The sequence below is a fragment of the Pseudomonas syringae group sp. 243L2 genome, assembly GCF_032587875.1.
Classification (GTDB): domain Bacteria; phylum Pseudomonadota; class Gammaproteobacteria; order Pseudomonadales; family Pseudomonadaceae; genus Aquipseudomonas; species Aquipseudomonas amygdali.
Genome location: NZ_JAWHPL010000003.1, coordinates 20,772 through 44,626, shown reverse-complemented (window position 1 = coordinate 44,626; position 23,855 = coordinate 20,772). Strand labels below are relative to the sequence as shown.

Genomic DNA, 23,855 nt, shown 5'->3' with positions numbered 1-23,855 from the left:
GAGTCCAGGGACGGGCTCTTCCCACTCATTTCACTGGAGATGCGTCATGCTGCAAGACGTTACCGTTGAACACTTCCAGAGCCTGCTGGGTAATACCTGCCAGTTGCAAATGAGCGACGGCAGCCAGTTGCCTGTACATGTCGCCTCAGTGGCCGAAAAACCGCAGGCACGAGCCGCCCGGCAACAACGTATGCCGTTCAACGTTTCACTTGAGTCACTTGAGCCCAGCGAGTTTGTCGATGGGGCCTGTGCTATCGAACTGCCGGAGCTGGGCCTGCTACAGAATGTGTTCGTCTCTCGTGTTCCCGCCATGGGCCGCGACGAGAACCTGGCCTACTACTGCATAAGCTTCAACTGATCAAAAGGCAGCGGTCTGGCCTGGATACCAGATCAGTCTCGCCGCTGCCACATCCTGCTCTTCAACCTGAAACCCCAGCGCCAGATATTGCTGACGAGCATGCGGGTTGTTGGCCCAGACCACTGTTGCCACCGGGCAGCGGATCTGTTCGGCGGCCTGCTGCACACCCTGCAAAACGTTGCGCCCGTAGCCCTTGCCACGCGCTGCCGGAATGAACGCCAGATACAGCACGCGTATCTCGTTGTGTCCGAAATCTGTGACCAGCGCACCGATGGGCGTGCCGAGCTTTTCAATCACGTAGCGCATGGCGTTGGGGAAGTTTTCTCCCTGCCCTAGATCCTGCACGCGAAACTGCTGGGCGATGACGTCTTCAACCTGATCGCGTTCGCCGTCGATCAATTGCAGATCGGGACGCGCCGAGTGGTAGAGCATCTGCAGAAAGGCGCTGTCGGTTTCTCTCGATGGCCGCACCACCAGCCCATCGATATTGGTGAAAGGTTTTTTTGTCATGTCTGCTGTCCTCTGTCCATGTGTCAGCTTCAGAACCCGCTTTCTCTTACTCCCAGGGCGGCAAGCCTGCGCCAGGTTGCGCCCAACAGGGATTCACTGCGGCCATCCAGCACCGCTACGCCACGCAACGGCTGGGACGGTGCAGCGCTGTTGTCGACCAGTTTCAGGCGTACACCATACTGGCCCTGTACCGGTTCGGCGCGCTGATTTTCGTCACGCCGCACGGCAATCGGTCCGTGGTGATCGGAACTCAACGCCTCTTGATCCAGCCACGCCACGCCGTTGGCATCGACTTCCTGAAGCTCCACGAGCAGCGACTCACGCATCGGATCATCGGCAATAAAGCGTCCGCGATCACCAGGTGCGATACGCCACAGCGCGTTCTCGGCCACGTAACCGCGAATTCGCGTGCCTTCCTCGACAATCCTCAGCAGCGGGTCTCTGGTTGAAACCCAGCGACCTTCGCTCAACTGGGGCAGCAGGTCGCGCACCTGCCCGGCCTTGGGAGCGCGTAACAGCAGACGTTCGCGTCGTGCAGCCAGGCCGCGATACTCGGCAACGGCTTCGGCCAGACGCTGTTCGAGAATCCCGGCATCGGCGGCGGTCTCGCTGCGGCCTGCCTGACGACGCATCTGCAACTGCAAAATGTTGATCTCACGGCGCACGATACTTTGCCGCGAGTCGATATCCGGGGATTCCAGTTCCATCAGCACGGCGCCTTGTTCGACCTTCTGGCCGTCGTGCACATTGACCTGCCTGACTCTGGCAGCGGCCGGGGCATGTATGGCCGTCACACTTTCGGCTTCCAGCATCACCGGCAACTCGACACTGCTGTGCCACGGTACGATGAGCAACAGGAGCAGTGCCAGCAAGCCTGCCGCACTGAGCAGCACACGGGGTGCGTACGCCTGTTCGCGGTGTGACCACCAGTGGCGACATTCCTTGAAAATCGGCAGAAAAATGAACCAGCCCAACTCCACCAGCATCAGGAAAATCCCCAGCAACTTGAAAAACAGATGGTAGACCGCCAGCGCGATACCGAAAAACAGTGCTGCACGCCACAACCAGGACAGATACCCCCACCACAGCAGACGACGCTGCATGGCCGCTGACCACGGCTCCGGTGCGGGAAGGCCGTAGCCGAACAGCGCCTCGCGCAGTCGCCAGCGACACAGGGCAAAAGCCCGACCCTGAAGATTGTCGACTTCCCAAAAATCGCTGATCAGAAAGTAACCATCAAAGCGCATGAACGGATTGAGGTTGACCACCACAGTGGTCAGCCACGTCGCGCTGGCGAGCATGAATGCTGCGGTGCGCGCCGGTCCGTCGGGTAGCAGTGACCAGGCCAGCAAGGCGATACATGCCAGCAGCATTTCCGCCAGCACGCCACCCGCGCCGATCAGCAGTCGGGCGCGGCGATCGTTGACCCGCCAGGCATCGCTGACATCGGTATAGAACAACGGCAACAGGACCATGAACGCCACGCCCATGCTCTGTACCCGGCATCCGGCACGCTTGGCCATGAATGCGTGGCCGAACTCATGGCAGAGTTTGGCGAAAAACAGCGCTATACCGAATGCCAGCGCGCCACCCAGACTGAACAGGTGGGGAAAGGTCCCGATGAAGCGTTGCCAGTCCCGGGCTACCAGAAAAATTCCCAGCCCCAGCGTGAGCGGCAGCCCGTAGCGCAGCAGCCTTGAACCGTAGCGCGCCAGCCACGGCCAAGCCTTGTTGAGAAATGCGTCAGGACGCCAGAGCGGAATCCGGAAGAACAGATATTGATGCAAGAGCATCTGCCACAGCCCATGACGTGCCGCTGCGGCCTTGTAGGCGTAACTGGCACGCTGCTCCGGATCGCGCGCTGCGATCAGGTCATGGCCGCGCAAGAAACGCAGCAACTCGTCAATCTCGGTGTCGCCCAACGGCAGGCCCGGCTCGCGGTTGGCCGCTTGCAGCACCTGTGAAGCATCACCCAGCGCCCAATGACGCAACAGGCGAATGGCCTGGGTGCCAAGCTTGAAATAGCGACCGCGCACCGGGTCGGCCAAGGTCCAGCGTGGCGAACCGTCAAGGGCTGGGGCGGCAGGTGTAAGCTGCAAATCTGCACGCAGGTTGGGCAGGTTCATTACAGGCCTACACTTTGACGCAGGCCGGCAAGAGGGCGACGCAGCAGGTACAGCGCCAGTGGAGCACGGTCGCCGAATACCTTGGCTGTGCCACGCAGCCCGATCCGGGGTGGCGGCGAATCGAGAAAGCTGGCATCCAGACGATACGCCAGCTGCCCGCCGGGAGTGGGCTGGGCCTCATAGGCTGCTCGCTCAAGGCGGGCGGCATGCCGTTGCAGCGGGTCGCTGTCCAGAAACAATGCGATTTCGGCATCCGGTTGCAGGGCGATGGCGTCGCCAACTGCCAGCTCGATGCGCAGCTCGGCCTGAGTCGGGTCGGCAATTTCCAGCAGACGCTCGCCGGTCTGCACCGGCTTGCCGAGCCAGCGCTGGGCATCGGCAAATACCGCGATACCGTCGCGTTCGGCGCGCACTTCACTGCGTTTAAGCAGTTCACGGGCATAATCGCGCTCGGCACGCTTCTGCTCGACACGGGCCGCCAGCAGGTCGATTCGTGAACTGGATTCGGCATCGGCGAAAGAGCGCTGCGAGTTGGCTTTCAGTTCCGCTTCGGCAACGCCCAGTGCCCGTTCGGCTACATCAGCCTGAGCCTTGAGGGTCGTGTTCTCGAAACGCAGCAGCAGGTCCCCGGTCTTGACGACCTGATTGGGCTTGACCAGAAACTCGGCCACCACGCCATCCAGCGGCGCAGCCACCACGCGTCCGCCCAGCGGTACGACTTCGGCGGGTGCCAGTACCGACTGACGCACCGGAATCAGCAGGCACAACAGCGCCAGCATCACTAGTAAGGCCTGGCGCTTGCGGTTGAAGCGCAGGCGCCACGGTTTTCCGGGCTGCAAGGCGAGCCACGCGTGGCTGCAGGTATCGCCCAGTTGCGCCAGCAGGATTTGCTCTGCGGGTGTCCACAGCGTGTCGCGGGCCAGCCACAGGCCGCCAAACACCTCACCTTTACGGTCTTGCAGCGGCAGCCAGAAAACATGCGGTGCCGAGAGGCTGTTCCAGTCATCGCGTACCGATGCGCTGAGTGAATCCATGTGCACGACGCGCGCCGGTTTGACCTGCTCCAGTTTCAGCAACTGGCCGACGGCATGTTCGACAAAGGCCACGAACGGCGCATTGGGTTCGATGATGCTGACTCCCGTCACTGAGCGCACCTTGCCGGCGATCACCAGCGCTGCGTGGCGATAGCCGAACAACCCCTGGCTGTCGTTGACCAGGCTGTACGCCAGTTGATCTATCGCAGGTGCGGCGCGGGTCAGCCGTTCAAGGTCGAGAAACTGCGCGAAAACCCGTTCAACCGCGCCGGATGCGGGGGCGTTCACTTGAGCTCCGCAAAATGTGCAGTACCGCTCATGCCTCCCAGCAGGCCCTCCGCTTTGGGCAGGCTGGCGATCAGCAGCAATGTCTGGCTGCCTTCATCGATACGCGCACCGAGGCGCTTGACGGTGGCGGTCAGCGGCTGACCGGTCTCGTCGGGAACGAAGCTGAAGGTTTGTCCGGGCTTGAGTCTGCTCATCCAGCGCGAGGGCACCAGCAGGTGAATTTCCAGCGTGCGGTTGTCGACGATTTCGAGCATCGGCGTACCGGCTGCGACACTCTCGTAACGCTTCACCTTGCGCTCGACGACTTGCCCGTCGTAGGGCGCAACCACGCTGCAGCGCTTGATCTGTACCTGATAGACGCCAGACTGCGCCTGAGTTTCGGAAAGCTTCGCCTCGGCACGTGCCACCTCGAAACGACCCACCGAGTTGAGCGCCGCCAGTTGCCGGTTGTGCGCCAGTTCCTCGCTGGCACCACGGCTGGCTGCCTGCGCGGCATTGAGCTGAGCCTGGTAGGCCGAACAGTCGAAGCGGGCGAGGGTATCGCCTTTGTTGAAAGACTCGCCTTCCTGGAAAGGCAGGTCAGTAATACGGCCGGACAACTCGCTGGCGAGGACAGCCTGATTGGTTGCGCGCAATACGCCCCGCGCTTCGCTGGACGAGGTGGGTGTACTGGCTGCTGCGTTGTCCTCGATCAGTCCGGCATCGCTCGGCATTTGCGCCTGAGCCAGCCCCGCCACACTTAGCATCCCTAAAAGTACAGCTGGCAAACACCGCATGCAGCGAACTCCTTCAAAAATGGCATGATCGGCACCGCCTGTGCCGACTATGCTGTGTCACCCGACGCGGCTTGCCGGTGATCGAAGAAAGACCTCGAGCTCTCCCAGTGGCAGCGGCTTGCTGATCAGGTAACCCTGGATTTGATCGCAATGGTTTTCACGCAGAAACGCCAGTTGCTCGGGTGTTTCCACACCTTCGGCGATAACCTTCAGGTCGAGGCTGTGAGCCAGTTCAATGATGGCTCTGGCAATGGCCGCGTCCTGTGGGTTGCTGGTCACTTCGCGAATGAATGCGATATCGATTTTAAGCTTGTCGATAGGGAATCGGCGCAAGTAAGCCAGACTTGAATAGCCGGTGCCGAAATCGTCGATGGAAATACTCACGCCATTGGCGCGTAGCGCACCCAGGGTAGCGATGGTGTGAGAGGTGTTTTCCATCAACGAGCTTTCCGTCAGTTCGACCTCCAGCCACTGCGGCGCAACTTTGTGTTTCTCAAGTGCCTGACGAATGTCGGCCACCAGACTGCTGCTGGAAATCTGCTGCCCGGAGATGTTGACTGCCACCTGAAAAGAGCCCAGCCCGGAACGTTGCCAGCGCGCAATCTGCGCGCAAACGCTGTCGACCACCCAGTTGCCGACTTCACCGATCAACCCCAGACTTTCCAGCACCGGAACAAATACGGCGGGCGAAATGCCTGCCTGGCCAGGGCGCGGCCAGCGCAGCAAGGCTTCAAGCCCGCATACCCGGTTGTCAGTCAGGTTGAGTTTAGGCTGGTAGACAATCTCGAACGCCTGTTTTTGCACGGCGTCACGCAAGGCCGCTTCGAGGTCCAGGCGTGCCGAGACGTCAGCGTTCATCTGCGCGGTATAGAACCGATAGGTGTCCGGGCCTATTTTTTTAGCACTGTTCATTGCGGTGTAGGCGTGTTTGATCAGCTCGCGAGAGTCTTCGCCGTCCTCCGGATAAAGTGCGATGCCGATACTGGCGGTCATGACGATACTCTGGCCTTCCAACTGAAAAGGCACGCGCAATGCGTTGCGAATGCGGTCCAGTGTCTGGCGGGTATCGGCCTGGCCGTCACGAAGCATCAGAATCAGTGCAAACTGATCGCCATCCACACGGCCAAGGGTGTCGCTGGCGTTGAGGCACTCCGACAGGCGGCGGCTGACTTCCAGCAGCACCTCGTCGCCCAGTACATGCCCCCAGGTTTCGTTGATGTTCTTGAAGCCATCCAGATTCACCGTCAGTGCTGCCAGCTTCCAGCGGCTGATGGCCGCCTGGGTCACGCCCATTTGCAGGCTGGTAAAAAAAAGGTCCCGATTGGGCAGGCCGGTCAGTGCGTCGTAGTGGGCCATGGTCAGCAGGCGCTGATCGCTTTCCTTGCGCCGGGTGATGTCGCGGACGATGCCGACGATGACCCAGTCCTCGCCGGTACGATAGGCCTGGCGATGGATCTCTACCTCGACATCGCGTCCGCTCTTGTCGCGAATCTGGGTTTCCAGTGGTTCGCTGGGGCCTTTGCCGGCGATGATCTGGTCATACACGACTTCCAGATTTTCCATTGACGTCTCGCCCAGCTCGGCCGGGGTCTTGTGCGCCAGTTCTTCAGCGGTGTAGCCCAGCAGCTGACATGCCCTGCGGTTGAATTCGATCAGACTCATGGTGTTGCGGTTGATCAGGAAAATGGCATCTTCAGAAGCGTCCATCACCGTACGAAAACGCTCAAGGTCTATGGTGCGCTGCTGCAATTGGTCTTCGAGGATCAGGCTGTGGTTTTTCAGGTAGTCGCCAAACGCCTTGAGGCGCAGCAGGTTACGCACACGTAACCATAGCTCGGCGCTGTCCACCGGTTTGTTGAGGTATTCCTCGGCACCGGCTTCCAGCCCTGACAAACGTGCACTTTGCTCGTCAAGTGCCGAGAGCATGATGATCGGTATATTGGCGGTGCTCTTGCTGGCCTTGAGCTGACTGGCGACTTCGTAACCGTCCATGCCCGGCATCATGATGTCCAGCAGGATCAGGTCAGGCGCTTGTAGTTCGACCATGGCCAGCCCCAGCTCGCCCGATTCCGCAGTCAGCGTCCGATAACCCTGATTCTGCAGCAGAACCTCCAGCAGGTCCCGGACATGGACATCGTCATCGATAATCAGGATGGTTGCGGCGCTCTGGGTCATATCGAATGCTCAGGTAATTGGCTGTTGAGGCAGTTTTTTTTCCAGCAGGGTGTCGATAACCCGGTACAGCTCCTTGTAGCGCAATGGTTTGATGATGTAAGCGTTGCAGCCCGCCAGACGGATCTTTTCCTTGTCTTCCTTCATGGCCATTGCGGTCAAGGCGACCACCGGGATCGCGGCTGTGCCGGCGTCTTTCTTCAACAGCGCGGTGGCAATCAGGCCGTCCATTTCCGGCAGGTGAATATCCATCAGAATCAGGTCGGGCTGACGCTCAAGGGCCAGTTTCAGGCCGGTTTCAGCATCGACTGCCGACAGTACGCTGTGACCGGCGCTGGTCAATAACAGCTCCGTCAGGCGCATATTCGCCGCATTGTCTTCAATGATCAGGATCTGGGCCATCGTGCCTCCTCGCATTCAGGCGGGCGGATGGGCAGCCAGACCACAAAACGTGCGCCGAGGTCCTTGACGCTTGCGACCGCGACGCAGCCGCCATGCAGTTCGGTCAGCTGCTTGACCATCGCCAGGCCCAGTCCGGTGCCCTCGAATTTGCGTGCCAGACCACTGTCGATCTGACTAAAGGCTTTGAACAGTTTGTTCATATCGCTTTGGGCGATACCGATTCCTGTGTCGCTGACGCTCAGTTCCAGAAACTGTTCGTATTCACTGGAGGGCAATGGAAACGTGTGTGCTGGCCAGTCACCCTCAATGACGCCTGCGTGAGCAAATGACACTTGGCGCACCGCCAGGGTCACCCAGCCGCCGGGTTCGCTGAATTTCACTGCGTTGGCCAGCAAGTTGTAGACAATCTGCTTGGTCTTGCGCCGATCCAGCTCAAGCAGGCCGAAGTCGGCATCTGTTTCCAGTTTCAACTGAATGCGTTGCAGGGCGGCCTGCTCGCGAACGATCAGCAGACTGTTGCTCAGCAATTCGTCCAGATCGACCGGTTCAAGCTCCAGGGTCATCATTCCGGCTTCGACCTTGGACAGGTCGAGAATGTCGTTAATCAGCGAGAGCAGATGCTGGCCGCTGTTGAAGATATCGCCGATGTACCGTCGCTGGGCATCGGTCATGTCGCCGACCATGCCGTCCTTGAGCGCCTCGGAAAAACCGATGACGGCGTTCAGCGGTGTGCGCAACTCGTGGGACATGGTGGCAAGGAACTCGGACTTCATATGGCTGGCGTGTTCCAGCTCGACGTTTTTTTCTTCCAGCGTGCGTTCGAAGCGCTTGCGCTCGGTCACGTCTCGGGCGGCAGCGAAGACACCCTTGAGCTTGCGGTCCCGGTCATGAAAAGTCGCAGCGTTGTAGGACACCACGGTTTCGGTGCCGTCGTAGGCCCGCACGGTGAGTTCGTAGTCGCTGACCTTATGTTCGCTGAGCACGCGTTTGATCGCGGCATCGGCACTCGCCGGGTCTGTGAAGAAGTTTTTGCAGGGCGCGCCGATCAACTCATCACGGGTGCGCCCGGTCAGCGCCATCATCTGCTTGTTGACGTCGGAAATGATGCCTTGCGGGTCGGTCATCATCAGCGCGTCGATGTTCGATTCGATCAGCGAGCGGGTGTAGAACTGCTGGTCACGCAACCGCTGATCCATTAGAGCCTGGGCTTCCTCTTCCTGCTTGCGCGCGGTGTTGTCGGTGCCGATCAGCAGATAACCAATGATGGTTTCGGCGCTGTCTCGCAGTGAAGTGACCGACACCATGGCCGACAGGCGGCTGCCGTCCTTGCGGATGTAGGTCAATTCGTAGATGTCTTCGATGCCACGCGAAGCCTTGAATACCAGTGCCTCAAAGCCCGGCGTGATGGGCGTGTTCAGTTCATGGCTGAGCGCTGCCGCGCGGATGATCAGCTCGGCGGGGTCGGAGATATCTGCCGGCGTGATTTTGTCGACCACATCTTCAGAGTGGTAACCAAGCATGCGTTCGGCACCCACGTTGAATATCTGGATGACGCCGTGTTCGTCGGTCGCGATGCTGGAGAAGTAGGCGCTGTTGAAAATCGCGTCCTGCAGCGCGCCGGTTTTGAGCAGGATTTTCTGACGGCGAGATTCGACGATTTTTTCAGCACGAGACTGAGAATCGGCAAGCGGGCGGTCTGCTGGCGGGGTTGACATATCACTTCCCGGTACTACCTGACCTTTCTGCCATTACGGCCGTAATCACACTTACGGACATCCACTCAAATGGATGATAAGAGGTTTGTGGACCATACCAGATCAGTATCGGCAGATTAGTTATTAAATGAATCTTTTCGGAATATATTTTCGATAAATGGCGTCAATAGATTAGCGCTTGCCCGGTATTCCATATTTTCGCAGTCGATGAGCGATGGCGGTGTGCGAAGTATGCAGACGCGCGGCCAACTGACGGGTAGATGGATAGTCTGCGTAGAGTTTTTCCAGCAGATTTCTTTCAAATGCCTCGACGGCATGTTCGAGGCTGTCCACGGGGCTGTCGTGCGGATGCGCAACTGCAGTGCCTGCGATATCCAGATCGCCTATATCCACTTGAGTGTGTTCGCAGATGGCGGCAGCACGGAAGATCACGTTCTGCAATTGACGAACATTGCCCGGCCAGCGATTGCCCAGCAGAGCAGGGTAGGTGCCGTGCGCAAGCCTGCACACTGGACGCTGAATCTGCGCGCAGGCCTGTTCCATGAAGTAGCGGGCCAGCAGCAGAATGTCCTGCCCGCGTTCGCGTAGCGGCGGTACCTCGAGATTGAGGACGTTGAGGCGGTAGAAAAGGTCTTCACGAAAGGTACCTTCGCTGACCATTTTTTCCAGATCGCGGTGGGTAGCGCTGAGGATACGCACATTGACCCTGACCTCCCGGTCTCCACCGACACGCCGGAAGCTGCCATCGTTGAGAAAGCGCAGCAGTTTGGCTTGCAGATAAGGCGACATTTCGCCGATTTCATCAAGAAACACGGTGCCCTGATTGGCCAGTTCCATCAGCCCCGGCTTGCCACCGCGCTGGGCGCCGGTGAAGGCACCCGGGGCATAACCGAACAGTTCGCTTTCAGCCAGGTTTTCTGGCAGCGCCGCGCAGTTCAGTGCCAGGAATGGCTCGCCGTAACGCGCGCTGCTGGCGTGGCAAGCCCGCGCTACCAGTTCTTTACCGGTGCCGGTCTCACCTTGAATCAGCAACGGTGCATCCAGCGCCGCCACACGTTGCGCGCGCGCCTTGAGGGTGCGGATTGCGGCTGACTCGCCGAGCAGCGCATCGAAACCTTCGGCGTGATCGTGATGCAGCGCCGACAGGCGCTCACCGATACGGCTGGGCAGGTAAAGGGTAATCAGCGCACCCGCCTCGGTGATTGGGGTGGCATCCAGCAACAGCGCTTCACCGTTGAGGGTGATTTCGCGCAGTGGCAGTCGAAAGCTGTTTTCCAGCAATGCTGCTTGCAAACCGGGGTCGGCGAACAGTTCAGCAATGGGTTCGCCTGCAGGTTCCCGGCCGATCAGTGCGATCAACGCGGGATTGGCCAGCAGCACATGCCCGGCGCTGTCCAGTGCCAGTACCGGGTCGGTCATGGCGGCGAGCAGCGCGTCCAGTTGCAGATGGCGGCGCTGACCCGGCAGGATGTCGACCACAGTGATTGCTTCTACCCCACGAACCCGAAACAGCGCGTCCTTGAGTTCTTCGAGCATCTGGTGGCTGAGGGTCGGCGCGTCGATATAGACATTGGGCGGTACCATCTCCACGGCATCCAGATTCAGATTGCGTCCACCCAGGATCGCCAGCACTTCCTGGGTGATACCGACGCGGTCGATGAAGCTGACATGGATGCGCATGAGGCATTGACGTTTCGCGGATTAGAAGGCGGCAAGTATGCCTTGTAGCGGCAGGTTTGGTGAAATCCGGTGGTGGGCATGAGCACGATAGTGTTCTCCCGGGCAACTATCGTTCCTCACGCTCCAGCGTGGGAATGCCCTTCTTGACGCTCTGCGTCATGGATTTACGCCACGCTGTTTATTCAGGAGAGGACGCAGAGCGTCCGGAACGGCATACCCACGCGGAGCATGGGCACGATGGTGTTCTGCGGAGCGTCGTTCCTCACGCTACTGCACGCTGGTGCTCTGCCGTACACCTATCGTTCCTCACGCTCCAGCGTGGGAATGCCCTTCTTGACGCTCTGCGTCATGGATTTACGCCACGCTGTTTATTCAGGAGAGGACGCAGAGCGTCCGGAACGGCATACCCACGCGGAGCATGGGCACGAGAGTGTTCGCCGGACCTCGTGCTTCCGTTGCCAAGAGGAGCCTGGCGCTTACTCCAGATGCTCCGGCTTGACCGGGTCGCCTGACTTGGCGTGGAGTTTGTCGCGAATGTCCGCGAACATTCGGTCGTAGTCCTTGTGCTGGGCGATGGGCAGTGCGGCCGAGTTGGGCAAGCCGTGTCTGATCGCGATGCGACTGGCGTCATGGGCGAAGTTGAAGGCGAGGTCACGGGGCAGCTGGAACTGCTCTTCGAACGGCTTGCCGTTGATTTCGCCCTGCATGGTGAAGTGCATGGACGTGCCTTGCTTGGGATCTTCCTCCACGTTGTAGCGCAAGTGGATGTCATAGCTGATATCCGACGGTTGAAGCGCCACGTGGGTGAGGTGCAGATGGCCTGGCTCGTACATGAAGTGACTCCATCAAGTGTTGAGTGTGTTCAGTCTGACACTCCTCGCGACCGGACGGTTCAGCCTCGTGCAGGGTGCCGCTCGCATCATGCCTGCGCTCAACGATCGATCTTGTCCGGTTCCGGCCTCGACCATATCCACAGATTACCCAGCGCCATACCGGTAAGAGCCAGATAAAGCCACCAGGCGTGGCCGATCAGGCTCAGCATCACCACGGCGCAGACCAGCATGCTGATGGTGGCGCTGATCTTGGCCTTGCGGGCGACCAGTCTGCCGTTGCGCCAGTTGTGCAGGATCGGGCCGAACACACGATGGTTTTCCAGCCAGGCATTCAGACGCGGCGAGCTGCGTGTCGCCGCCCACGCCGCCAGCAGAATGAACTCGGTGGTCGGCAAGCCGGGAATGAAGATCGCGACAATGCCTATGCCGAGGGCGACGTAGGCGAGGATGCCGTATAAAAGGCGCGAGAGTCTTGAGCCGGGTGGTTTGTACGTCATGGTCTCTACAGGCAGGTTCGGGGAGCCCGGCCAGCTTAACAGCACCGGGCGCTTTTTCATGCCTGTGCCATGTCTGCAACCGGGGCATCGGCGTAGGCGTGTTGCAGCAGGACATTGAAACGCTCGAATGCGGCAATGGCGCCTCGATCAAGTGCTGCTTCCTGCTCGACGGTCAGCGACAGCCCGTCAAGCGTCCTGACAAAGGTCTTCCAGCCTGCTGCGCGGCCTCCGGCAGGCTCGCTCAGATGCCGGGCGCCAAAGCTGTGGCTCAGGTTCAAGGCTTCGGCACGTTTGATCAGGAATGCAGCACCCAGCTTGGAACCTTCGGAGACAAATAGCCAGCCGAGCGCTTCTGCGGTGCTCGGCGCTTGTACTTCGCCAGCCACCGGCAGGGGAAGGTCCATGTTCAGGTCGGCAAGATCCGCTCCGGCCTGTTCTGCGCGGCAGCGGGCCGGCAGGTCGTTGATGATCGCCCCTAGCGCGGGCTCGTTGTACAGGCTTTGCAATTCCGTCTGAAAAAGGTATTGAGCAACCACGAAGCGAGCGTAGCTGGCCAGGGTTTCAAACGGCGCATGTGCCTTGACCGCCTTGTCGAGCTGTTCGTGTGGCGCGTGGGTGATCTGGCTCAGGCGTTGCGAACGCAGAGTCGGTCGGTTCTGATCAAGGGTCATCGAGTTCTTCCTTGCTGAAAAAGGGGGCTTGTTGAATAGACGAATAGCTGCACCCGAAAGCGTAAAAAAAGCCTGCCGCCGATGTACTCGGCGACGGGTTTTACTCTACTTTCGGGTTCAGATGTCCCACACCACGTTGACGCTGAAGTTGCGTCCCGGCTGGGTCAGGCGATCCAGATTAGCGGGCGCCGTCACACCAGCTTCGCCCACGCCGTCGTAGCCGCGCACATCATCCCAGCGCCAGTATTTCTTGTCGGTCAGGTTGTACAGACCCGCATTGACGGTCACATCGTTGCTGACCTTGTAGTAGCCGCTCAGGTCCAGAATGCCGTAGCCCGGGGTCTTGAATTGACTGGAGGTGCCGTCCGGCGTGTGGAAATTGCTGTCATCCACGCGATTCTTGCGCTTGACCAGCGTCCAGCTCAGCAGGCCGCCGTAGTCATTCTGGTCATAGCCCAGGCCGATCACACCGGTCAGCGGGTTGACGCTGTTGATTGGCTCGCCTGTATCGTTGTTGCGGCCCTGCACGTAGGCAACCGATGCCTGGCTGTAGAGACCGTTTGGCGCACCGATGCTGTCGAGATTGATGCGCCCTTTGAATTCCGCGCCCTTCATGGTTGCGTGCTTGATGTTGTTGGACTGGAACGTGAGTTCGCTGTAACCGGGGGTGATGGCGTCCTCGTTGATGAAGTCACGGTATTTGTTGTAGAACACCGCGATGTCAAACGAGCCGGATTCGAAGCGACCGCGTAAACCGGTTTCATAGCTTTTGCTGGTTTCCGGCTCCAGGTTCGGATTGGGCTCAACCACGTAGCCTGCCGTCGGGTTTTCGAAGCGTCCATAAAGTGACTTGGCCGACGGTGTGCGGAAACCTTCGGCATACTGGCCGTACCAGGTGTAGGCGTCGCTGAGTGCATAAGTCACACCGAACTTGGGCGACAAGCGATGCCATGTCCGCGTTTCGTCGTTGCCCTGACCGGGGTCGTCGAGGCTGACCGACCTGAGAAATTCTGGCGTGAACTTCGGGTCGAGTGTGGTGTGGTCATAACGCACGCCGGGCATGAAGGTCCAGTCGTTCCAGCTGATCTGATCCTGGGCGAACAGCGCATAGCTGGTGATGGTCGGGTCCGGGAAATCGCTCGTCGCGGCCAGACGGTCGCTCGGGCTGTCTGCACCGACCACGCGGCAGGAGCCGAATACGCGTGCACAGGTCCCGCTGCCGCTGCGCAGCCCGGTGACTTTCTGCTGCTTTACCGTCGTACCGTAGGTCAGCACATGGTCCGTGCTGGCGATAGAGAATGCCTTGTCCAGTTGGGCATCGAATACCCACTGCTTTTCCTGATAGTGCGTGTCGCGATCACGAATGACATCTCGGGAAAACGGAAAGTACCGCTCCCGGGTGCTTTGATCAGTCTTTGCGGTCTGGTAATTCAGGCTCCATTTGAGGTCGTCGACCAGCAGGCTGTCGACGGCGAAGCTGTTTTCGACCCCGAAGCGCTCGCGGGTGATGGTGTCGTTACCCTCGCGCGATTGATACATGCCCAGCCCGCTGCCGTTGGTGAACGGCCCACCGACTGCGCTTTTCAGGTTGCTGTCGCGGTCGTCCTTGTACTTTTCGTAAGCCAGAGCCAGACGCGAACCGTCGGTATAATTCCAGCCCAGCTTGGCCAGCACGTTGGTGCTGCGCGCATCCTCAGGGTTGGCTTCGGTGCGGCTCAGGCCTGTGCCACCTGTTTCGCCATAGGATTCGGTCTCATGACCATTGCGCTGGCTCACGTGCAGCAAGCCGTCAAACTCGCCCTGACGGCCTGCGACAGTGGCCGAGTTCAACCAGCTTTCGTCTGCCGAGCTGTAACCGGTCTTGAGGCGTGCGCCGACATCCTTGCCGGGCTTGATGATGTCATCCGGGTCCAGCGTGTAATAACTGACCACCCCACCGATTGCGCTGCTGCCGTACAGGGCCGAGGCCGGACCGCGGAGGATTTCCACGCGCTTGACGATCTCCGGGTCGACATAGTTACGATGGGTCTGCGCATAAGGACCGGTGAAAAAGCTGTCGGGGACTTCCACGCCGTCGACCTGAGTCAGTATCCGGTTGCCGTCAATGCCGCGGATGTTATAGCCGGTTGTGCCTGCGCGCTGGCCTGCGCCGCCCACCGAAACCCCCGGCTCGTAGCGCACCAGATCACGGATGGTGTTGACGTTGCTGCGGTCCAGTTCTTCACGGGAATGCACGCTGACGGTGCTTGGTACCGTGGCGACATCCTGTGCCTGACGCGTGGCGCTGACGGTGATCTGATCGAGGGCCAAGACGCCGGCGGTTGCGGTGCGCCTTTCCAGCACTACATTGTTGTTGCCCAGATTGCGATAGCTCAGCGAGCTGCCGGCCAGCAGGGTGTCCAGCGCCTGCGCAGGTCTCAGGTTGCCGCGGGCACCCTGGGAGGTGACATTTTGCGCGAGATCCGATGACACGCCCACCTGCCAGCCGGTGATGCGGCTGAATTCATTGAGTGCCGACACCAGCGATTGCTGACCAATCGAGAAGTTGTAGGTGCCTGCCGAACGTGCCGCCTGGGTGCTTTCACTGGCAGCACTGGCGTTGACCGTCTGTAGACTGGCGCCCAGCACTGCAAGTGTCAGCAGAGATAGCGTGAGCCGTACGTGTGGTTGGGCGGCAGGCGTGAACGTGGATGACATCGGTAGCGCTCCCTGGGGTGTTGCTCGTTATAGTGTTTACAAACCGTTTCAAAATGAGAATCAGTTGCATTGGCTATAACTAGACGAACGGGCAGTCGCTATCGAGTAAAAAAACTTTGCTTCAGTTGAGAATCACTAGCGCAGGCATTTCGTGAAGGCTTGCCGAGGTGATCTGTGCCAGCGACCGCACCACGTCGAGCGGGTTGTCCAGGCGATAGTTGCCGGTCACTGCCACACGATCCAGTTGCGGGTTGGTGCTGATGATCCAGCCGGGATAGTAACGACGCAGCTCGGTCAGCACTTCGCTCAGCGGGCGGTTATCGAAGATCAGTCGACCTTGCACCCAGGCGAAATCCCTGAGCGGGTCAAGCTTTTCACGATGCCCGAAGCCAGCAGGCCCCACGCGAACGCTTTCTCCGGCCCCCAGGCTGACGCTGGAGTCGCCGCGTGTGGCACGCACGTCGACAGCGCCGCGCTGCACTTGCACCTGGGCAACGCCGTTAAGATAACGCACGGAAAATTCGGTGCTGTTGGCACTCATGCGCACTGGTCCGGCTTCGATTTCCAGTGGCACGCCCGCTCTGGAACTGACATCGAAGAATGCCTCGCCTTGCAGCAGGCGAGCAGAGCGCCGCTGTTCACCGATCTGACTGGAGAACGCCGAGTCGGTGTTGAGCAGCACTTTCGAGCCGTCTGCCAGTTCCAGGCGCTGGCGCTCACCGATTATCGTCAGGTGATCGGCCTGCAGGCGCAGCGGCAGATTGCTGAAACTGAACAGCCCCAACAGCAACACCGCTGCAGTGGCGAGAGGTTTCCATTGCGCACGGACACGTTGCCACGCCGATGGCTTGCGGGGTTGCGCGATGCTTTCGGCGGCGTGCTGAACCGGCTGTGAATTCCAGAGTGTCCGGGCCTTATCGAAGGCGCGTGCGTGTTCCGGATCGGCGTTCAGCCATTCCTGAAAACGGGCAAGCCTGGTGGCGTCTGCGCCTTCCAGTTCGACCAGCCAGGTCAGTGCCTGATCCATTGCAGCATTGCTCAACACGTCCTGCGCAATCGCGTGCGGGCGTTCGGTTCTCGGGGCCACAGTGTTCCTCGGCAATCCTGAAACTGTATCGATAAGAGTCTGGCAGCGTGCGGCAGGGTTCAGGGCGGGTCAAGTCTTGAGAGGACGCCTACGCAGATGGCCATGATCAGTTTCAGTTCTTTCTGGACAGTACTGGCGGAGACCTGAAGCTGCTCGGCGATTTCCAGATAACTGCGGCCATCGAGGCGGCTGAGGGTAAAGATTTTCTGCTGACGCGGGCTCAACGTACTCAGGCTGGCACTCAGGTTTTCAAGCAGGCGCTTGGCATGCGCAGCATCCTCAGGCGAGCCCATCTGGGCTACGACGCTTTCGAGTTGGTCGGGTGAGACATCTTCGAGCATGGTCCGGCCATGAATACGCCGCGCACGCAAATGATCCAGCGCCAGGTTGCGGGCGGTCTGAAAGACGAAGGGTTCAAGGTGGTCGACGGGGTGTTCGGTCAATGCACGGCTGACGCGCAGCCAGGTTTCCTGAAGCAGGTCTTCGGCAGCGTTTTGGTTGCCGACCATGCGTTGCAGGGTGCGTAGCAGAACCGGGCGCTGGGCCAGAAAGACATCGTTGAAGCGTGACTGCGACACAGAGAGGCCCGACCAGAGATGTGAGCAAATGATAATGCTTCTCATCTTTTGGTCGGGTCAAGCCTGCATCTGTAAATAATTATCTTACGCTGCTGCCCACTGCGACGCTGAATTTACTCGGCGTTGTGCAGTGCCAGGCAGTTGTCGAGCATACGATTGGAGAACGCCCATTCGTTGTCGTACCACGACAGTACCTTGAGCAACCTGCCACTGACCTTGGTGTGATTGGCGTCGAAAATCGACGACAACGGGTTGTGATTGAAGTCGTGGGAAACCAGCGGCAGGGCGTTGTAGCCCAGCACTTTGGAATGCTGACTGGCTTCTTTCAGCAGCGCGTTGACTTCATCGACCGTGGTTTCACGCTTCAGGGTCACGGTCAGGTCGACCAGCGAAACGTTAATGACCGGTACGCGTACCGCCATGCCGGTGAGTTTGCCTGCCAGCTCCGGCAGTACCAGGCCCACTGCTTCGGCAGCGCCGGTCTTGCTCGGGATCATCGACTGCGTCGCCGAGCGGGCGCGGTACGGATCGGTGTGATAGACATCGATCAGGTTCTGGTCGTTGGTGTAGGCATGGATGGTGGTCATCAGGCCATTTTCGATCCCCAGTTCACGGTGCAGTACCTGGGCGACCGGGGCCAGGCAATTGGTGGTGCAGGATGCACTGGAGATGATCTGGTGCGACTGACGCAGCGTGTCGTGGTTGACACCATAGACGATGGTGGCATCGGCACCGCTGGCCGGTGCGGAGATAATGACCTTGCGGGCACCGGCAGTAAGGTGCGCTGCGGCCTTGTCACGGCTGGTGAACAGGCCGGTGCACTCGAACACTACATCAATGTCCTGCGCCTTCCACGGCAGCTCGGCCGGATTGCGAATGGCACTGACCGAAATACGGTCACCATTGACGGTCAGGCTATCCTTGTCGCACTCGACCGTGCCGCTGAAAGGGCCGTGTACGGTGTCGAAGCGCAGCAGGTGTGCGTTCATTTCGCTGTCGCCAAGATCGTTGATGGCGACGACCTGCAGGTCCTGGCGGTAGCCTTGGGTATACAGTGCGCGTAGGACGTTGCGGCCGATGCGGCCAAAACCGTTGATTGCGATACGAAGAGTCATACAGCCGTCCTTCTGAATTTGTTGTTGGAATTACAAGATTATTCTCATAGAAATAGAAAACAAGCCTTTTTAGTGGCAATATTTTGTTTTATCTACAACTACAAGCCTGAAAGGCCCTCCCGGTTGATCGAGATCAGGGTTCTGCTCCCCGCCCGTCACTGCTCGAAAACCGGAACCGTCTTTACGGGTGACCTTAGACGTTAGCCTGGAGTTCATCACATGCATCCCCGCGTCCTTGAAGTAACCGAGCGACTCATCGCCCGCAGTCGCGATACCCGTCAGCGCTACCTTCAATTGATTCGCGGCGCAGCGAGCGATGGCCCGATGCGCGGCAAGCTTCAATGTGCCAACTTTGCTCACGGCGTCGCTGCCTGCGGGCCGGAAGACAAGCAAAGCCTGCGTCTGATGAACGCCGCCAACGTGGCAATCGTCTCCTCCTACAACGAGATGCTCTCGGCGCATCAACCCTACGAACACTTTCCTGCCCAGATCAAACAGGCTTTACGTGACATTGGTTCGGTCGGTCAGTTTGCCGGCGGCGTGCCTGCCATGTGCGATGGCGTGACTCAGGGTGAGCCGGGTATGGAGCTGGCGATTGCCAGTCGCGAAGTGATTGCCATGTCCACGGCAGTTGCGTTGTCACACAATATGTTCGACGCCGCGATGATGCTGGGTATCTGCGACAAGATCGTCCCTGGCTTGATGATGGGCGCACTGCGTTTTGGTCATCTGCCGACCATCTTCGTGCCGGGCGGACCGATGGTTTCAGGTATCTCCAACAAGGAAAAAGCCGACGTACGGCAGCGTTACGCGGAAGGCAAGGCCAGCCGTGAAGAGTTGCTCGACTCGGAAATGAAGTCCTATCACGGTCCGGGAACCTGCACCTTCTACGGCACTGCCAACACCAACCAGCTGCTGATGGAAGTCATGGGCATGCACCTTCCCGGTGCCTCGTTCGTCAATCCCTACACGCCACTGCGCGATGCACTGACCGCCGAAGCGGCTCACCAGGTGACGCGTCTGACCAAGCAGAGCGGCAGCTTCATGCCGATCGGCGAAATCGTCGACGAGCGCTCGCTGGTCAACTCCATCGTTGCCCTGCACGCGACAGGTGGCTCGACCAACCACACGCTGCACATGCCGGCGATTGCCCAGGCCGCGGGCATTCAACTGACCTGGCAGGACATGGCCGACCTGTCGGAAGTGGTGCCAACCCTGAGTCACGTCTACCCCAACGGCAAAGCCGATATCAACCACTTCCAGGCGGCGGGCGGCATGTCGTTCCTGATCCGTGAGTTGCTGGCTGCCGGTCTGTTGCACGAAAACGTCAATACCGTGGCCGGTTACGGCTTGAGCCGCTACACCAAAGAGCCATTCCTGGAGGATGGCAAGCTGGTCTGGCGCGAAGGACCGCTTGAAAGCCTTGATGAAAACATTTTGCGTCCGGTCGCCCGTCCGTTCTCGCCGGAAGGTGGTTTGCGGGTCATGGAGGGCAACCTGGGCCGCGGGGTGATGAAAGTCTCTGCCGTGGCCCCGGAGCATCAGATCGTCGAAGCGCCAGCCAAGGTCTTTCAGGATCAGAAGGAGCTGGCCGATGCGTTCAAGGCCGGTGAACTGGAGTGCGATTTCGTCGCCGTGATGCGCTTCCAGGGTCCGCGCTGCAACGGCATGCCCGAGTTGCACAAGATGACGCCGTTTCTGGGTGTTCTGCAGGACCGTGGTTTCAAGGTGGCGCTGGTCACCGACGGACGTATGTCGGGCGCATCGGGAAAAATCCCGGCGGCCATTCATGTCTGCCCTGAAGCGTTTGATGGTGGCCCGTTGGCACTGGTGCGCGATGGTGATGTGATCCGTGTGGATGGCGTAAAAGGCACGTTACAAGTTCTGGTCGAAGCGTCAGAATTGGCCGCCAGAGAACCGGCCATCAACCAGATCGACAACAGTGTCGGCTGTGGTCGCGAGCTCTTTGGATTCATGCGCATGGCCTTCAGCTCCGCAGAGCAGGGTGCCAGCGCCTTTACTTCTAGTCTGGAGACGCTCAAGTGAAGTTGGCCCTGGTCGGTGATATAGGCGGTACCAATGCACGTTTTGCCATTTGGGAAGACGACACGCTGCATTCTGTCCGGGTATTCCCGACCATTGACTACGCCGGCCCGGAAAAGGCCATCGAAGTCTATCTGCAGGACCTTGAATTGCAGCGCGGTGATATCAGCCACGTATGCCTGGCCGTTGCCGGACCGGTGGATGGCGATTTTTTCCAGTTCACCAATAGTCACTGGCGGTTGAGCCGTGAGGCATTTTGCGCTGACCTGAAAGTCGATCACCTGCTGCTGATCAACGACTTCACCGCCATGGCGCTGGGCATGACCCGGCTCAAGGAAGATGAATACCTGACGGTTTGCCCTGGCGCTGGCAAGCCGGATCGGCCGCGTGTGGTGGTCGGGCCGGGTACCGGGCTGGGCATCGGTACGCTGATCAAGCTTGACGGCAGTCGCTGGCTGGCGCTGCCGGGCGAGGGCGGGCATGCTGACCTGCCAATCGGCACGGCACGCGAGGCCCTGTTATGGACACGCCTGATGGCTGAGCATGAGCATGTCAGCGCTGAAGTGGTACTCAGTGGCGCGGGCTTGCTGTTGCTCTATCAGGTCAGTTGCGCCCTGGACGATATCGAGCCAGTGCTCAAGTCGCCTGCGGCTGTCACCTCGGCAGCGCTGGCGGGCGACCCGGTAGCCGCAGCCGTGCTGGAGCAGTTCTGTGTGTTTCTAGGCAGGGTGGTGGGCAACAATGTGCTGACCCTGGGCAGCCTGGGCGGCGTGTACATTGTCGGCGGTGTGGTGCCGCGCTTCACTGAGTTCTTCATCAACAGCGGTTTCAAGCGCGCCATGGCCGAGAAGGGCGTGATGAGCGACTATTTCAAGAACCTGCCGGTCTGGCTGGTGACCGCCGAGTACCCTGGCCTGATGGGCTCAGGCGTCGCTCTGCAACAGGCCTTCGGTTCGCAGATCTGAGCAGCATCCCATAACAACAAAGATTCACCGTCAAACAAGGACGCCTCAACTTGAGTTCAGTCAGTAAATCGATCCTGCTGGTGGATGACGATCAGGAGATTCGCGAGTTGCTGGACACCTACCTGAGTCGTGCCGGTTTTCAGGTGCGCACGGTGGGTGATGGCGCTGATTTTCGCCGCGCCTTCAACGAAGAACCCAGTGATTTGCTGATCCTTGATGTGATGCTGCCCGATGAAGACGGTTTCAGTCTGTGCAAATGGATCCGTCAGCATCCGCGCCAGCCGCATGTGCCGATCATCATGTTGACCGCCAGTTCGGACGAAGCCGATCGGGTCATCGGCCTGGAATTGGGCGCTGATGATTATCTGGGCAAGCCGTTCAGCCCGCGTGAGCTGCAAGCGCGTATCAAGGCACTGTTGAGGCGCGCCCAGTTCGGTCAGGAGCGTCCTGGCGGCGATGTCATTCTGTTCGACGAATGGCGGCTGGACATGGTCAGTCACAGGTTGTTTCACAATGACGGCGAAGAAGTGATTCTGTCCGGTGCCGACTTTGCGCTGCTCAAGCTGTTTCTCGACAACCCCCAGCAGATTCTCGACCGCGACACTATCGGCAATGCCACACGCGGGCGTGAGCTGATGCCGCTGGAGCGGATCGTCGACATGGCGGTCAGTCGGCTGCGTCAGCGTCTGCGCGATACTGGCAAGTCGCCGCGCCTGATCCGCACCATTCGCGGCAGTGGTTATCTGCTGGCCGCGAACGTCAACTCGCAAGCGGGCAACGGCTATTAACTCGCCGGTGGCAGGAGCGAAAAGAACCGGCCTGCCACTGCCGCGCTCATTGCTGGGGCGCATGCTGCTGTTGACGTTACTGGCGGTTCTGCTGGCTCAGACACTGTCCAGTGTGATCTGGCTGTCACAGTTGCGCGCCACACAGACCGAAGGGCTGGTGACCAGCGCGCGCAGCCTCGCTTACTCGATGGCGGCCAGTGTCAGTTACTTTCGCTCATTGCCGCTGGCCTACCGGCCCATGGTGCTGGATCAACTGCGCAGTATGGGCGGCACCCGTTTCGTCGTCTCGCTCAACGATCACCCGCTGGATATGCAAATCATGCAGCCCACGCCTCGCAAGCAGGCGGTCCTGGACGTGGTGGGCGAGGTATTGCGCCAGCGTCTGGGTAATGGGCCGGACATCACCGTATGGTTTGCGCGGCCCGATGAGCTGCGTATTTTCAACAGCGGCCTGAAGCTCGATGAACTGCCGCGTTCCTGGGCGCATTACGCGCTGACACTTGAGCCGGTGAACCCGCCGGTGCTGGTTACGCAAATCGAAATGGCGCCCGGTGAATGGTTTTACATTGCCTCTCTGCTGCCTGAGCCCTACACCTCGCTGGAGGAGCAGGAGCTGCCCCTTCAGCAGGTTTCATTCATCGTCCTGACCAGCATGTTTTTGCTGTTGTTCATCGGTTTGCTGGTGCATTGGCAGAGCCGGCCGCTCAAACGCCTGGCGCGGGCCGCACGGGACATGTCACTGGGCGCGGACGTCGAGCCGGTGGTCGAGGGCGGCGGCAGCGAGGTGATCGAGGTCAGCCGTGCGTTCAACGCCATGCGCACCCGTATCAGCCGCTATCTGACCGAACGGGGTCAGTTGTTCAGTGCCATCTCGCATGATCTGCGCACGCCCATCACCCGGCTGCGGTTGCGTGTCGAGCTGCTGGAAGATGAGCACATGCAGCGTAAATTCAGCCGCGATCTGGACGAACTGGAGTTGCTGGTCAAAGGCGCGCTGCAGTGCGTCAAAGATACCGATATTCATGAAAACATCGAGCCGGTGGACCTCAATGCACTGCTTGATTGCCTGGTCGAGCCCTGGCTGAATGTTGAAGGCGACGGACGTGTCACCCAGCAAGGCGAGGCTCAGGCTGCCTATCCCGGCAAGCCGTTGGCGCTGCGGCGCTGCATGGGCAACCTGATCGACAATGCCCTTAAATATGGCCATCGCGCTCATCTGAAAGTCGAGGATAACGCCACGGCTTTCGTCCTGCATGTGGATGACGAAGGGCCTGGTGTGCCCGAACAACGTCTCGAACACGTTTTCGAACCGCATTTCCGTCTGGCAGGCAATCAGCAGCAGGGCTACGGTCTGGGCCTGGGTATCGCGCGCAACATTGCCCACAGTCACGGTGGCGAAGTCAGCCTGCAGAACCTGCGTGAGGGTGGGTTGCGGGTAACGTTGTACCTGCCGAGAACTGCGGAATGACGCGCTGCAAAGTGGCTTTTACCTATCGATTGCACCGGGATTTCAATTGTCA

General features: G+C 59.6%; 20 protein-coding genes. 5 read left to right on the top strand and 15 right to left on the bottom strand.

Going from position 1 to position 23,855, the window contains the following annotated elements:
• The first annotated feature begins 46 nt into the window (after window positions 1-46).
• The gene (locus RYB66_RS01365) at window positions 47-358 is read left to right on the top strand and encodes a DUF6916 family protein (protein WP_005745808.1); all 312 of its coding nucleotides are present in this window, start codon (window positions 47-49) and stop codon (window positions 356-358) included.
• Here RYB66_RS01365 and RYB66_RS01360 read toward each other — a convergent pair whose 3' ends face one another.
• From RYB66_RS01360 to gap, 15 genes are all read right to left on the bottom strand, one after another.
• Window positions 359-868 (bottom strand): GNAT family N-acetyltransferase, encoded by a 510-nt coding sequence (locus RYB66_RS01360; RefSeq protein WP_005745809.1) that lies wholly within the window; start codon window positions 866-868, stop codon window positions 359-361.
• A gap of 29 nt (window positions 869-897) precedes the next feature.
• Window positions 898-2,994: an HlyD family efflux transporter periplasmic adaptor subunit gene (locus RYB66_RS01355; protein ID WP_005778125.1), complete on the bottom strand. Its 2,097-nt coding sequence runs from the start codon at window positions 2,992-2,994 to the stop codon at window positions 898-900.
• A complete protein-coding gene (locus RYB66_RS01350) occupies window positions 2,994-4,316 on the bottom strand; it encodes an efflux RND transporter periplasmic adaptor subunit (RefSeq protein WP_316886446.1) in 1,323 nt (440 codons plus the stop codon). Before RYB66_RS01350 ends, RYB66_RS01355 begins: the two co-directional genes overlap by 1 nt.
• Window positions 4,313-5,062, bottom strand: coding sequence for an efflux RND transporter periplasmic adaptor subunit (locus tag RYB66_RS01345; protein ID WP_183134537.1), 750 nt, complete (start codon window positions 5,060-5,062; stop codon window positions 4,313-4,315). Before RYB66_RS01345 ends, RYB66_RS01350 begins: the two co-directional genes overlap by 4 nt.
• Window positions 5,063-5,149: 87 nt before the next feature.
• Window positions 5,150-7,267, bottom strand: coding sequence for a putative bifunctional diguanylate cyclase/phosphodiesterase (locus tag RYB66_RS01340; protein WP_005778133.1), 2,118 nt, complete (start codon window positions 7,265-7,267; stop codon window positions 5,150-5,152).
• A 9-nt stretch (window positions 7,268-7,276) separates the two neighbouring features.
• On the bottom strand, window positions 7,277-7,666 hold the full coding sequence (locus RYB66_RS01335) for a response regulator (RefSeq protein ID WP_005745815.1): 390 nt from the start codon (window positions 7,664-7,666) through the stop codon (window positions 7,277-7,279).
• A complete protein-coding gene (locus RYB66_RS01330; RefSeq protein ID WP_316893561.1) occupies window positions 7,651-9,381 on the bottom strand; it encodes a PAS domain-containing sensor histidine kinase in 1,731 nt (576 codons plus the stop codon). The genes RYB66_RS01335 and RYB66_RS01330 overlap by 16 nt, the downstream gene beginning before the upstream one ends.
• Before the next feature lie 171 nt (window positions 9,382-9,552).
• Window positions 9,553-11,061, bottom strand: a complete 1,509-nt coding sequence (locus tag RYB66_RS01325) for a sigma-54-dependent transcriptional regulator (protein ID WP_005745817.1) — start codon at window positions 11,059-11,061, stop codon at window positions 9,553-9,555.
• A gap of 476 nt (window positions 11,062-11,537) precedes the next feature.
• Complete coding sequence (locus RYB66_RS01320) at window positions 11,538-11,894, bottom strand: DUF5064 family protein (protein WP_002552307.1); 357 nt, start codon at window positions 11,892-11,894, stop codon at window positions 11,538-11,540.
• 98 nt (window positions 11,895-11,992) lie between these two features.
• Complete coding sequence (locus RYB66_RS01315; protein ID WP_054077878.1) at window positions 11,993-12,451, bottom strand: YbaN family protein; 459 nt, start codon at window positions 12,449-12,451, stop codon at window positions 11,993-11,995.
• Window positions 12,448-13,062 carry a biliverdin-producing heme oxygenase gene (locus tag RYB66_RS01310; RefSeq protein WP_057405375.1) on the bottom strand — a complete coding sequence of 205 codons (615 nt, stop codon included), beginning with the start codon at window positions 13,060-13,062 and terminating at the stop codon, window positions 12,448-12,450. Before RYB66_RS01310 ends, RYB66_RS01315 begins: the two co-directional genes overlap by 4 nt.
• A 117-nt stretch (window positions 13,063-13,179) precedes the next feature.
• The gene (locus RYB66_RS01305) at window positions 13,180-15,759 is read right to left on the bottom strand and encodes a TonB-dependent receptor (RefSeq protein ID WP_117140737.1); all 2,580 of its coding nucleotides are present in this window, start codon (window positions 15,757-15,759) and stop codon (window positions 13,180-13,182) included.
• 121 nt (window positions 15,760-15,880) lie between these two features.
• On the bottom strand, window positions 15,881-16,846 hold the full coding sequence (locus RYB66_RS01300) for a FecR family protein (RefSeq protein ID WP_005778143.1): 966 nt from the start codon (window positions 16,844-16,846) through the stop codon (window positions 15,881-15,883).
• 59 nt (window positions 16,847-16,905) lie between these two features.
• Window positions 16,906-17,424 carry an RNA polymerase sigma factor gene (locus RYB66_RS01295; protein WP_005778145.1) on the bottom strand — a complete coding sequence of 173 codons (519 nt, stop codon included), beginning with the start codon at window positions 17,422-17,424 and terminating at the stop codon, window positions 16,906-16,908.
• Window positions 17,425-17,537: 113 nt separating this feature from the next.
• Window positions 17,538-18,539, bottom strand: a complete 1,002-nt coding sequence (gap, locus tag RYB66_RS01290) for a type I glyceraldehyde-3-phosphate dehydrogenase (RefSeq protein ID WP_005778146.1) — start codon at window positions 18,537-18,539, stop codon at window positions 17,538-17,540.
• Between the two features lie 219 nt (window positions 18,540-18,758).
• Here gap and edd point away from each other — a divergent pair, with 219 nt between their 5' ends.
• The 4 genes from edd (at window position 18,759) to RYB66_RS01270 (ending at window position 23,803) form a co-directional block, all read left to right on the top strand.
• Window positions 18,759-20,585 (top strand): phosphogluconate dehydratase, encoded by a 1,827-nt coding sequence (edd, locus tag RYB66_RS01285; protein WP_004656012.1) that lies wholly within the window; start codon window positions 18,759-18,761, stop codon window positions 20,583-20,585.
• The gene (locus RYB66_RS01280; protein WP_004656014.1) at window positions 20,582-21,547 is read left to right on the top strand and encodes a glucokinase; all 966 of its coding nucleotides are present in this window, start codon (window positions 20,582-20,584) and stop codon (window positions 21,545-21,547) included. Before edd ends, RYB66_RS01280 begins: the two co-directional genes overlap by 4 nt.
• Window positions 21,548-21,597: 50 nt before the next feature.
• Complete coding sequence (locus RYB66_RS01275) at window positions 21,598-22,335, top strand: response regulator (protein ID WP_004656016.1); 738 nt, start codon at window positions 21,598-21,600, stop codon at window positions 22,333-22,335.
• 61 nt (window positions 22,336-22,396) lie between these two features.
• Window positions 22,397-23,803 (top strand): ATP-binding protein, encoded by a 1,407-nt coding sequence (locus RYB66_RS01270; protein WP_004666131.1) that lies wholly within the window; start codon window positions 22,397-22,399, stop codon window positions 23,801-23,803.
• Window positions 23,804-23,855 lie beyond the last annotated feature (52 nt).

Bases quoted from the DNA above. Each gene is read 5' to 3' on its own strand.
- RYB66_RS01305 (WP_117140737.1), bottom strand. From the start codon at position 15,759: ATGTCATCCACGTTCACGCCTGCCGCCCAACCACACGTACGGCTCACG.
- edd (WP_004656012.1), top strand. From the start codon at position 18,759: ATGCATCCCCGCGTCCTTGAAGTAACCGAGCGACTCATCGCCCGCAGT.
- RYB66_RS01310 (WP_057405375.1), bottom strand. From the start codon at position 13,062: ATGACCCTTGATCAGAACCGACCGACTCTGCGTTCGCAACGCCTGAGC.
- RYB66_RS01360 (WP_005745809.1), bottom strand. From the start codon at position 868: ATGACAAAAAAACCTTTCACCAATATCGATGGGCTGGTGGTGCGGCCA.
- RYB66_RS01335 (WP_005745815.1), bottom strand. From the start codon at position 7,666: ATGGCCCAGATCCTGATCATTGAAGACAATGCGGCGAATATGCGCCTG.
- RYB66_RS01270 (WP_004666131.1), top strand. From the start codon at position 22,397: ATGCTGCTGTTGACGTTACTGGCGGTTCTGCTGGCTCAGACACTGTCC.
- RYB66_RS01345 (WP_183134537.1), bottom strand. From the start codon at position 5,062: ATGCTAAGTGTGGCGGGGCTGGCTCAGGCGCAAATGCCGAGCGATGCC.
- RYB66_RS01330 (WP_316893561.1), bottom strand. From the start codon at position 9,381: ATGTCAACCCCGCCAGCAGACCGCCCGCTTGCCGATTCTCAGTCTCGT.
- RYB66_RS01340 (WP_005778133.1), bottom strand. From the start codon at position 7,267: ATGACCCAGAGCGCCGCAACCATCCTGATTATCGATGACGATGTCCAT.
- RYB66_RS01325 (WP_005745817.1), bottom strand. From the start codon at position 11,061: ATGCGCATCCATGTCAGCTTCATCGACCGCGTCGGTATCACCCAGGAA.
- RYB66_RS01365 (WP_005745808.1), top strand. From the start codon at position 47: ATGCTGCAAGACGTTACCGTTGAACACTTCCAGAGCCTGCTGGGTAAT.
- RYB66_RS01315 (WP_054077878.1), bottom strand. From the start codon at position 12,451: ATGAAAAAGCGCCCGGTGCTGTTAAGCTGGCCGGGCTCCCCGAACCTG.
- RYB66_RS01355 (WP_005778125.1), bottom strand. From the start codon at position 2,994: ATGAACCTGCCCAACCTGCGTGCAGATTTGCAGCTTACACCTGCCGCC.
- RYB66_RS01320 (WP_002552307.1), bottom strand. From the start codon at position 11,894: ATGTACGAGCCAGGCCATCTGCACCTCACCCACGTGGCGCTTCAACCG.
- gap (WP_005778146.1), bottom strand. From the start codon at position 18,539: ATGACTCTTCGTATCGCAATCAACGGTTTTGGCCGCATCGGCCGCAAC.